Annotated in this window: 8 protein-coding genes; 5 read left to right on the top strand and 3 right to left on the bottom strand. The window is 54.5% G+C overall.

Features of this window, described 5'->3' with window-relative positions:
• Nucleotides 1-128 precede the first annotated feature (128 nt).
• From RY831_RS31920 to RY831_RS31910, 3 genes are all read right to left on the bottom strand, one after another.
• A complete protein-coding gene (locus tag RY831_RS31920) occupies nucleotides 129-401 on the bottom strand; it encodes a hypothetical protein (RefSeq protein WP_326510329.1) in 273 nt (90 codons plus the stop codon).
• A gap of 322 nt (nucleotides 402-723) precedes the next feature.
• Nucleotides 724-1,209 carry a GNAT family N-acetyltransferase gene (locus tag RY831_RS31915; RefSeq protein ID WP_326510328.1) on the bottom strand — a complete coding sequence of 162 codons (486 nt, stop codon included), beginning with the start codon at nucleotides 1,207-1,209 and terminating at the stop codon, nucleotides 724-726.
• Between the two features lie 36 nt (nucleotides 1,210-1,245).
• Nucleotides 1,246-2,763: an AMP nucleosidase gene (locus RY831_RS31910; protein WP_326510327.1), complete on the bottom strand. Its 1,518-nt coding sequence runs from the start codon at nucleotides 2,761-2,763 to the stop codon at nucleotides 1,246-1,248.
• 980 nt (nucleotides 2,764-3,743) lie between these two features.
• On the opposite strand from RY831_RS31910, the gene RY831_RS31905 reads away from it, so the two are divergent.
• From RY831_RS31905 to RY831_RS31885, 5 genes are all read left to right on the top strand, one after another.
• Entirely contained in the window at nucleotides 3,744-4,775 is a 1,032-nt protein-coding gene (locus tag RY831_RS31905; RefSeq protein ID WP_326510326.1) for a threonine/serine dehydratase, read from the top strand.
• Between the two features lie 266 nt (nucleotides 4,776-5,041).
• A complete protein-coding gene (locus RY831_RS31900) occupies nucleotides 5,042-6,190 on the top strand; it encodes a ParA family protein (RefSeq protein WP_326510325.1) in 1,149 nt (382 codons plus the stop codon).
• Nucleotides 6,187-7,215: a ParB/RepB/Spo0J family partition protein gene (locus tag RY831_RS31895; protein WP_326510324.1), complete on the top strand. Its 1,029-nt coding sequence runs from the start codon at nucleotides 6,187-6,189 to the stop codon at nucleotides 7,213-7,215. Before RY831_RS31900 ends, RY831_RS31895 begins: the two co-directional genes overlap by 4 nt.
• A gap of 346 nt (nucleotides 7,216-7,561) precedes the next feature.
• The gene (locus RY831_RS31890) at nucleotides 7,562-8,512 is read left to right on the top strand and encodes a hypothetical protein (RefSeq protein WP_326510323.1); all 951 of its coding nucleotides are present in this window, start codon (nucleotides 7,562-7,564) and stop codon (nucleotides 8,510-8,512) included.
• 395 nt (nucleotides 8,513-8,907) lie between these two features.
• Nucleotides 8,908-10,827: a phage integrase family protein gene (locus tag RY831_RS31885; protein ID WP_326510322.1), complete on the top strand. Its 1,920-nt coding sequence runs from the start codon at nucleotides 8,908-8,910 to the stop codon at nucleotides 10,825-10,827.
• Nucleotides 10,828-10,977 lie beyond the last annotated feature (150 nt).

The raw sequence follows: 10,977 nt of genomic DNA, 5'->3' as shown, positions 1-10,977 counted from the left end.
CCGGATAGATTTTTGCAAGCCGACCACAACACCCAAAATCTACCCTTGCAAAAGGGAGGGTGACCATAGATTTTTCTTTGCCGATGCCGCCACTCAGAAATGCACGCACTGAAGATTCATGGACGGCTTCAGACAGCCGAACTACGCTCCGAGATGGTTTGCAATTCGGCGAGCAACGCGGGATTCAGCGAATCACGGCCGCTTGAAAGGCGATACAGCCTTGCGAGATTGACAGTGTCGCGTGCTTCGCTAACCGTTGCTGTCGCTTTCACTTGCGCTACCGGCTGAGGACGTGCGGCAAACAATGCGCCGATCAGGACAGCGAAAGCGCGGCTCAGGTTGCCGGCGTAATTGCCGTTGCCCTGCGATGCGGAATAGCTGGAAAATGTGGATGTGGTCATGTCATTGCTCCTGTACTGCTGTTCAATCGATGATGAATACAGTATGGAGGCTTTAAGAAATAATCCCAATTTCGCTTCATGATGTAAGGCATTCACATCGTATATACCTTGTCGGTTTGAGATGCAGAGACTTGAAGCACTCCACGCTCATTTCTCACAGCATGTGGCAACGCGGACCCGCAGGGTGGCAATATGCTCAAGCAGGCATATCCCGGGATACTCATTGGCGCGTCGGCTGCCTGAAGGTGCCTTTTCCTGTGGCTGCTTGACGACGTTTGCAATGGATCCCGAAATCTGCGGATCCGGCAAGTCGCCGCTTCGGTCACTTCAATGTGTTCACCATATACCAGGCCTGCCCCGGATAGGTGCGCAGTTGGTCTGCCTGCCGGGCGTCGAGTCTGCGCCAGATCGAGTATCCCTGGCGCTCCCAAAAATCCCTTGAGGACTGGACGGATATTAGCGACGAATAGGCGAGGCTCTCGCTGCAAGCCCTGTCCAGTGCCATGCGGACAAGCAGCGGTCCCATTCCCTGTCCCTTGCAGGCCGTATCAACGGCAAGGTCATGGAGATATAGGGTGTCCGGATCCGGTGCGACGTTAAAAGGCGCACCGAGCGCTCCCAGCTTGCCAAGCCGCGAACGATAGGCAACCAGATAGGCGCTTATCCGCCCGTTCGCCTGCGCGACCCACGACAAGTCGGGCACCGTCTTTAGCCGAGCCCGGATGGCGCCTTCGCTTTCAAGCATTGACGGGTGATAGCACCCGGCCTGCACCCGCATCACCTCCGGCACATCGGCTTGGGTCATCATCCGAACCACGTGCATGAACAAGCCGAACCCTATCCCTTACTGGAATGCGACTTCGGCAAAGCTGCGCAGCTTGCGGCTGTGAAGCCGGTCGATGCCCTGCCCTCTCAGCAATTCCAGCGCGCGAATTCCGATGCGCAGATGCTGGTCCACCCGTTCACGATAGAAGTGATTGGCCATGCCCGGCAATTTGATTTCGCCATGCAGCGGCTTGTCGCTTACGCACAGCAGGGTGCCGTAGGGCACGCGGAAACGGAAACCGTTGGCTGCGATCGTCGCGCTTTCCATATCAAGCGCAATCGCCCTGCTCTGGCTGAAGCGGCGCACCGGGGTGAGCTGCGGCAGCAGTTCCCAATTGCGATTGTCGGTGCTGGCCACGGTACCCGTGCGCAGGATGCGCTTGAGTTCATAACCGGAGAGTTGCGTGACTTCGGCTACCGCCGCTTCGATGGCCAACTGTACTTCGGCCAGTGCTGGAATCGGCACCCATAGCGGCAGGTCTTCGTCAAGAACGTGATCTTCGCGGACATAACCATGGGCCAGCACATAGTCGCCGAGTTCCTGGGTGTTTCTCAAACCCGCACAGTGCCCGAGCATTAGCCATGCATGCGGACGCAGCACTGCGATGTGATCGGTGATGGTCTTGGCATTGGCCGGGCCGACACCGATATTGACCATGGTGATGCCGCAGCCGTCTTCGCGGATCAGGTGGTACGCCGGCATCTGGGGCAGGCGCGGCGGCGCAGCGCCAAGCTCGTCGCCGGTCTGCGTGCCTGCGCCGATGCGGCGCGTGATCACGTTGCCAGGCTCGACAAAGGCGACATACTGGTTCGCATTCGAGGTAAGCCCGGGTTGTTCATTTGCACTGGCCATGATTTCACGGCCAAGCTTGATGAATTCGTCGATGTAGAACTGATAATTGGTGAACAGAACAAAGTTCTGGAAATGCGTCGGCGCGGTGCCGGTGTAATGGCGCAGGCGCTGCAGCGAATAGTCCACGCGCGGTGCGGTAAACAGCGACAGCGGCTTGGCTTCGCCCGGCAAGGGATCGTAAGTGCCGTTGGCGATACCATCGTCCATCGCTGCCAGATCGGGAAGGTCGAACAGATCGCGCATCATCAGGCGCCGTTCGGCGCTCATGCTGCCTTCGATATGATCGTTTTCCGCAAACGAAAAATGCACCGGGATCGGTTGAGTGCTGGTGCCAACCTCAATCTGTACCTGATGGTTGCTGCCGTGATTTTTCAGCAGCAGCGCAAACTGCTCGCGGTAATAGTTGGCGAACAGGTCGGGCCGGGTAATGGTGGTTTCATAGGTGCCCGGCCCGGCGACAAAACCATAAGAGAGGCGTGAATCCGCGCGCAATACCGTGTCGGTATGGACACGTACGAAGGGATAACAAGCACGAACTCGTTCTGGAAAGTTTTCGCCGGCGACGAATTGCTGCAAGGATTCGCGCAGGAATGCAATGCTCCGCTCGTAAATGGTGCGCGCCTGCTCGAACGCTGCCTCGGGATCATCGAAACTGGCTGACGGTGTGAATTGGGGGGTAAGCAACGTGAAACTCCTATGTGCTGAAGCCAGGTCCTGCGGTATGGGGGTATTGTAATACCCCGTCCATGCAGCCTAGCGAAAGCCATGCCCGCAGCCTATGAGATTCACCGATGAACCGTCAATTTATTCGACGGCAGGCTTGAAATCGAAGCCCCTCCCGCCACCGTCAAGTCTTATGCCGAGTGTGCTGGAAATGCGCTTCCTCGTCGGAAGACAGCGCATGCGTGAGGAAAATGCTGGACGTCCATCGAACTTCGCTTAGACCGCAGTGTGGACATGTGACCTGTTCAGGTCGAAGCTCATCGCCGAAAAGATTGCCGCCCTCGCCCTTGAATTCATTTACTTGATAAGGACGCCGGCATCGCCAGTTGCTGCAACGTTCGATCCACATGTCCGCGTCCTCCTGAAAATGTCTCACATCAACGGTTCGGTCCACTGTTGCCGTTTCTACAAACTATTTAAAAACGCAGTCGTTCTTCTTCCGCCCACACTCGTCGTTCGATCGACACAAGTCAATACTGCTGTCGCGTCGAGTGCGTTGACCGTCAAGTCGATGCAGCAGCTGTTCGATTCGCTTGATGCCAGTTCAACGGCATCACCGTCTATGAAGGATATTGCCTTGTCGCCAAGCGAGGCTTGGACGTAGCAAATAACTCTGCCCATGCGGCCTTATCGAAGTACGAGCTACTTACAATAGATACGGTGGATACGGGACAACATAACCCAACTTTTAAAAGCGAACTAACTGTATTTCGATGAATTGTAAATCGATCATACGAAACAGCATACTGCTGGATTCGACAATGCCGCAATCAGGAGCGATGAGTCAATTTTTCCCACTCGTCGTCATGTGCCCCTCCATTTCGCTTCACAGCTAAAAGCGTCTGGGTAAAGGCGAACGGTAGTAATCGTCGTTGCTAATACTATTATCGCAATACAACTTTTCGATGTCGGTCTGTATTCTGACAAAACGCTGTTAGACAATGCAGACTTTCCAGAAAAGCAGAATTCGAGCAGTGAAAAACCTCATGACCAGCTTATTTGAAAAAATCACTGAAGCGCACCACGGGCTACGCCCGCGGGTTTTAACTACCCCGCTGGAGTACAGCTCCGCTCTCTCACGCTTGACAGGGTGCGAGGTCTATCTTAAGTGCGAACATCTACAGCGTACCGGTTCCTTCAAATTCCGTGGTGCAAGCAACAAGTTGCGTCTGCTTTCCCCATCCCAGCGCGAAAAGGGTGTCGTTACAGCATCCTCCGGCAATCACGGCTTGGCCATGGCAATGGCAGCGCGGTCACTCGGCACCGAGGTTGAGGTGTATGTGCCGGAGCATGCTTCACCCGCGAAAACTGAGGCAATTCGCCTGCTGGGCGCAAAGCTTGTGCATGTCCCGGGCGACGCACTGGCTGCGGAATTGACGGCATTGCATCAAGCTGGGCTTGGCAACAAGGCCTATGTACCGCCTTATAACGATAGTGAAGTCATTGCCGGCCAAGGCACGATTGCGATGGAAATGCTTGAGCAAGAAAATAACTTCGACGCAGTATTTGTTTCAGTCGGCGGCGGCGGAATGATTTCCGGTATTGGTACGGCGTTCAGGGCAAGGTCTCCACGCACGGAAATCGTTGGTTGCTGGCCCGCCAATGCGCCGAGCATGCATGCCAGCCTTGCCGCGGGCAGGATTGTCGAGATCGTTGAGACTGATACGATTTCGGATGGCACTGCGGGAGGTATCGAGCCGGATGCAGTCACTTTTCGTATCTGCCAGCAGGTAATCGATCATTGCGCACTGGTCACGGAAACGGAAATTCGCAATGCAATGAGGTTGCTGGCCGCGTCCGAACGTTGGATGGTGGAAGGCGCCGCAGGAGTCGCCATGGCAGGCATGCTGCAAAATGCGTCGCGCTATCAGGGGCAAAGAGTCGCGATTGTTCTTTGCGGCCGCAATATTTCCCTTGAAAAATACCTGGAAGTGCTTACACAAGCACCGGATTTATATTCCCAACAAAGATAACTCTGTTCGGGCTCAAGCTTAATTCCTGCTAAATGATGCCGATTTCCGATTGGGCGATGGTGCTTCGGAGTACGGTTTTATTTTCGTTCAGGTTCTTATAAACAATTCGTCAATGTGGTGAACATGCAATTGACATTTCTATAGGGTGTGATTTCTCAACCCACATTTGATCGCGACGGGAAAAACTTGCTGTAAACATGGTGCAGTTCCGCATTTCATAGTAACATTCATGAAATATGGAATTACCCGTCAAAAAGGGAGAGATCATGACGTTGCAACAAGTCAGCATGGAGGATCTGGATCATCTTGCAGCCACTGCTGCGGATGTACTCGCACAGGTGCGGGACGCGATGGTAGAGCCCCATCCAAGGAAGTTAGCGCCCACTTTCACAAGTGTTGCAATTGCTGATCTTTGCGGCATCGACAAGAGCCAGGTGAAGTATCTCACACAGAAGCATGAGCTCCCTTCCGGCCGGAAAATCGAGGGTTCAAAGGCCAAGGAGTACACCCTTGAAGATGCCATTCAATGGGTACAGAAAATTGGCGGCCGGCCGCGCCGGGGACTGGAAACCCCGGGCAAAGTGCTTGCAGTATGTAATTACAAGGGCGGCGTGGCCAAGACCAGCACCTCCATGGCACTTGCCCAGGCACTGACCTTGCGCGGACTGAAAGTACTCATTATCGACTGTGACGGACAGGGGACGGCCACGCAGCTGGCCGGCATCAGCCCTGAACAAGATGTCGATATCGATCAGACGATCATGCCGTACATCTACGGCGACTTTCCCGACCTTCAGTATGCGGTGCAGAACACGTACTGGCACAACCTGTCGGTCATTCCTGCCTCCAGCGGACTGCTGGCTGCGGAGTTCGCATTACCGGCCAAGGCGATGGAGCAGCGTGGATTCAAGTTTTGGGAAGTACTCAAGAACGGGATCGAACCGCTTCGCAAGGAATTCGACCTGATCGTAATCGACACTTCCCCCAGCCTTTCGCATCTTACCGTCAATGCGATGATCGCGGCTGACGGACTTTTGATGCCTTGCCCTCCAGACGCACTCGACTTTGCTTCCAGCGTGCAGTTCTGGGGAATTTTTTCCGAGTTGATCGACGGCCTGCCGGACGCAAAGCAAAAGCGCTACGACTTTATCTCGATCGTCTATACCAAAGTGCAAGCAAACGAGATCTCGCGCCTAGTCAAGACCTGGATGAAACAGGCATATGGCGCGCATATCAACGGCATAGAAATTCCGGACAGTACTGCAGCGCGCACCGCGTCAGCGCAACTGAAAACGATTTATGACCTGAGCAAGCCTGACGGGAGCATAGAGGCGTATCGGCGCTACAAGGAACCACTTGATCGCCTGGCTGATTATGTCCTCGACCAACTCGCCGTTTCATGGAGTAAGGCATGAGCATTTATGACAAGCTGGGCGCCAAGACAGCTGGCGTAAAAGCACGGACTGTCGACAAGACTGGAGAGCGGGCGCCTCGAACGGCGCCTGCGATGTTTTTAAACGCGGCGCAAAGAATGGATGCCGCCGAGTCTCGCGTAGAGGAACTGGAATTGCAGTTGCGCGACGCAGAAGCGCGTGCGGTCAACCTGGAAATTCCGCTCGATGACTTATACGAAGTGGAAGGCAGGCGCCGCAAGCTTAGCGAAGAAGAATTCAGCGAGCTGAAGGAAAATCTTCGGAACAACGATCTTGTCACGCCGATTACAGTGCGTAGCCGCAACGACCGCGGATATGAAATCGTGTCGGGCCATAACCGCGTAGCAGCTTACCGCGAACTTGGCCGACAGAAAATCCCTGCGGTTGTACGCGACAGTGATGAAGTACAGGCCAACATCAATGCCTTCTATGCAAACTTGCTCCAGCCGAGTCTGCCGGATTATGAGAAGTACCTGGGTTTTCGCATGATCCGCAAGATGAAACCTGGTCTGCATCAGGATCAGTTGGCAGAGATGGCCGGCGTATCTAAGGCGCAGATTTCGAAACTGATGTCTTTCGAAGATTTGCCCGATGAAGCACATCAAATACTGAATTCCCGTCCTGAGCTTCTCGGCGCCAATGCCGCACTCGCGTTGGCGGCGCAAGCGAAGAAGGGGAGAAGTGAACAGGTCGTTGAAGCGTTGCGTCGTATCGCTGACGGCGAACTCGATCAGGGGCAGGCTGTACGCCTGCTCAATGGAGAAGGCAATTCACTGCCTTCGAGCATCATTTCCGATCAGAAAAACGAATTGCCTTCGGTTAAGGCAAAGCCCCCGAAAGCAGAGATCGTTCAAATTAAGATTGGTAAATCGACGTTTTGCAGCTATCGGAAGACGGATACCAGCATTCGACTCGACTTCAAAAATGCTGAGCAAGCCCAAGCGGTAGCAGATGAGATACGACAAGTGCTGGAAAGGCACGCAGAGCACCTGAAATCGCAGAAATAGGTAGTTTCTAATAGAAACCGTATAAAAAACAAAGACTTAAGTTTTTTATCCCTAATGGAGAAGAAAATGACCACTTAAAGTCACATATCCGTGGCTGACAAAAGCAAAAAGCCCGCTGGGGAGCGGGCCTTTGCTGTACTCGATTAACCCGGGTAGGCAATCGAATCTCGACAATTCAAAGTCTATCCGTAAGTTCTTCCGAGTGCAAGACGCCATAGCCATTTTCTTGCACGCTTACGGAGATTTTTTCGTTCTAAACGAAATCACCGGGATATAACTCGTCCCTCAGCTCCGAAAACCGTGCCCCTTTGACACTTTGCGGCCCTTAGGCCAGCGGAGCGAGATTGTGCGCGCCTATACTTTAGAAGACATCGTTCAACCGTATCAGCATTATCCAAAAATCATTCAGCACGCCATTCTTCGTGCACACACGCATCCCACATTTCTCGTGCTGACAAAAAGCATGAGGAAGGTGCTATGTGCCCTTCTGACTCGGACATCGCAGAAAAACGGACTGCAGCCGATCAAGGCAAGAACGGACCGCGTCGCTGAAGAAGCAGATGTCAGTGAAAAGACTGTGCAGCGAGCAGTGGCAACATTTCGTCAGCTCGGCTGGCTCAGACCCCTCGATTCCAAGCGCTCCGAGTATGGGCTTTTCACAACCCGACAGTACGCATTCACAGAAGAGCTGTGTTCCCTGGTTGAACTGCCACATGAAGGGTCCATATCGGAGACTAATTGCACACAGGGGACAGAAATGTCCACTGGTGCTATATACGTAGACCTTAGTTATAAAAAAGATCTACGGAAGATTTCTCTTAAAAACCGAGAATCGAACCCCATTACATTGCCTCAAGCATTACGCGATATCGTCGGGATGGGAGTGAAGGAAACCGGCGTCTGCAAGCTGAGGGGACTTGCTCATCAGGCAGGATACCGTCTCGAAGACATCTTCAAGATCGCGCAAACACGCCTCAAGGCCATCGGCGCAACCGGCCATCGTGTGTATCGCTATTTGCTCAGCATGATCGAGAAACGATCCGATTACGCAGAACGCGCTGCCCAACTGGATCGCCAGGGCGAACAGACGCAGCTGCACCAGTCGTGCAAGACCGATGCGGACGCGTACCGTGGCAGGCGGTTCATGAAGGCCGGCAAACGTGTCGATGTCTTCGCGGATGGAGACGGCGCCATTGCTGTCCTGGCAGATGGCAGCTTCGTCACGCTCGCAAAATCGGATATGCCGCGGCTATATGCCGAAATCAAGGCAGGCAAATGGGTCGAACAAACGCGTTAGCGCGTACCGTGATTTACGGCTATCCCATGTGATTGACTTTGCCGCTGGCATTCCACTAAAGCCCATTAGCGGCATGGGGAAATCCCGCCCAAAGCACTGGAAGTTGGCAGACAAACGCGAAAATGTATAATCAACATACGTAGAAAATGATGATCAAAGCCGGCATGATTTCAGTGTCTCAATAAATGCACTATAGAATCAATGTCTTACATGCGATTTCATATTAAAGATGCTGAAGAAACGAATTCAGATGCGACAGGCAGAAAGCCATACTCGACGTCCGAGCTTCGTTCATGGTCCGAACGAACGGATGGCGTGCCGATTCGGGAGCCTTCCAATGGTAGCCAAGCCCTTCACAACCACATGTGAATTTGCCTGATCGACTCCCGACCGCCATGAGCGACAATCGCCAAAAACCACGTCTTCGCAAGAGCCGCAAACTTCACCTCGGCCATATTGCCTTTATGCGAGCCGTCGTACAGGGACTCGATACCTACGAGAGTTGGAACCGCTACCTGCGGCTCGAAGGGGAACACCAGGATAGGAAGCTGGTGAATCGGACGGTCCAGTGGATCCGGGACGAGTTCGCGGCCGCCGCGAAGCGACATGCACGTCCCGGCACCGCGCGGCTCGTGGGAATAGATGCTCAGAAGTCAGAAACGCGCCAGGCAAAAATCCCGACCCTGGAAGAGTTCGCGAACGATAATGACCTGGCAGACTTCTCCGAGGCGGAACAGCTTGAACATTTCATCGCCCGCTATGGCCGGCAGTCGACAAGGCAGACGCGGCGCAGCCAACTTATTGCGAAACAGCTCGCTGCTCTCGACTGGCTGGAAAGGCTTGTCGTCGAACCGCCCAAGGCCGACGATCTTATCGACGCGTGGCTTCATCCCGACCTCGCCGCGCATCTGAAATCGGTCGACATCAGGACGCTCAAGCAGCTGGCCGATCGCATCAACGGGCTAGGACATCATTGGTCGAACGGAGTACCCGCGATTGGAAAAAACAAGGCGGATCGAATTGTCGATTGGCTGAATCTGCATGCAACCAGCACGGGACTGTCAATCGGAAAACATGTGGGCATTCCCAGAAAACGTCTCGACCGGCACTCTCTCGCCGGGATCGTTGCCCCCACCACCGCCGTGGTACCTCTCGACAAGCTGATCATTCCCGCGGAACTGGATGGAAGCGAGGGAGATTGCCGCTTGCCGCAAGCGCAATGCAGGATGGCTGCGCAAAATGATCGAGACGCCATCGCTTGCTGGGTAAGGTCAAAATCCAGGCATGAAGTCGGTCCCCGCGCATTGTCGGAAGAATCAGAAGCCGTCGACACGCCGATCTCAATCTTGTTGTCCAGGCCGATGACCAATACACAGCGCGCCTACTGGAAAGAAGCCGAGCGTTTCATGTTATGGGCTGTGCTGGTGCGAAAGAGGGCGCTTTCGTCGATGAATCCCCAGGACTGCGAAGCCTATGTCGCCTTCCTCGCGAATCCGGTGCCGCTCAGGCAGTGGTGCGGCCCGCGCAGCAGGGAAAGATGGAGCCCTCTATGGCGCCCTTTTGAAGGACCACTGTCGCAATCGGCCTGTCGCCAAGCGGTCGTGATTCTGAAGAATCTGTACCGGTACATGGAAGAGAATCGTTATCTGGCCAATAATCCATGGCACGATATCCGTTTGCCGAAGAATGAAATCGCTGTCGTCAAATCCCGCAGCTTCACAACGGCGCAATGGGCATTCCTGGAGCAGCGACTCCACGAGCTTCCGGATACCTCCGCTCATCGCCGGCTCCGCGTCGCGCTGTACTTGTTCTACGAAACCGGCATGCCGCTCAAGGAAGCGCTTGATGCTCGGGTCGGTCATTTGCGAGTAGTGGCTCAAGGGAGTGCGAACCAAGTCGATGCCTATTCGCCTGCCGCTTCCCGCGCTGAACATCACCTCGAAGGAGTGCGGGATGTCATTGCGATTTCATCCCGTCTTGGAGAGGAACTCTCCGGCTATCTCGTATCACGCGGCTTTCATCCCGATCTGGCACATCCAAGCAACCGGCACGTCCATGTACTTGGCAAAGCTACCGACATTATTAAACGTGCGCCATGGTCACCGGAACGTTTGCGTCGACCTGATCCGGCGGCCGGTATCAGTGCAAACACGCTGTATCTTCAGGTAAAAACATTTTTAAAGAATTGCGCGCAAGCGATTGCGCCGATGGACCCTGACACTGCCAAGCAGTTCACCGCGGCCAGCTCGCATTGGCTGCGCCGTACCCAAGCAGCGCAACATCCGAAGGGCCAAGAGCGAGAAGCTATTGACTAGAGCGCTTTCGGTTTGACCTGCCTGACGATCCCGGCTGCTTTGCCAGCGACACTGCGTTGTGTGGGGACACCGAGTCCTCCTTGCCATGGCCCGGGGGCGCCGAGCCCGCCATGTCGCGTCACCACGCCTTGTTTCGCCGGCAAACCACCT

Origin of the sequence: Noviherbaspirillum album (assembly GCF_035916955.1) — a bacterium.
GTDB classification, from domain to species: domain Bacteria; phylum Pseudomonadota; class Gammaproteobacteria; order Burkholderiales; family Burkholderiaceae_D; genus Noviherbaspirillum; species Noviherbaspirillum album.
Note: the sequence above shows the minus strand (reverse complement) of the source record. Positions and strands in the feature narration are given on the sequence as shown.

What these genes read in the sequence shown, in the direction of transcription:
- RY831_RS31920 (WP_326510329.1), bottom strand. Translation starts at nt 401, where the DNA reads ATGACCACATCCACATTTTCCAGCTATTCCGCATCGCAGGGCAACGGC.
- RY831_RS31895 (WP_326510324.1), top strand. Translation starts at nt 6,187, where the DNA reads ATGAGCATTTATGACAAGCTGGGCGCCAAGACAGCTGGCGTAAAAGCA.
- RY831_RS31905 (WP_326510326.1), top strand. Translation starts at nt 3,744, where the DNA reads ATGCAGACTTTCCAGAAAAGCAGAATTCGAGCAGTGAAAAACCTCATG.
- RY831_RS31915 (WP_326510328.1), bottom strand. Translation starts at nt 1,209, where the DNA reads ATGATGACCCAAGCCGATGTGCCGGAGGTGATGCGGGTGCAGGCCGGG.
- RY831_RS31885 (WP_326510322.1), top strand. Translation starts at nt 8,908, where the DNA reads ATGAGCGACAATCGCCAAAAACCACGTCTTCGCAAGAGCCGCAAACTT.
- RY831_RS31900 (WP_326510325.1), top strand. Translation starts at nt 5,042, where the DNA reads ATGACGTTGCAACAAGTCAGCATGGAGGATCTGGATCATCTTGCAGCC.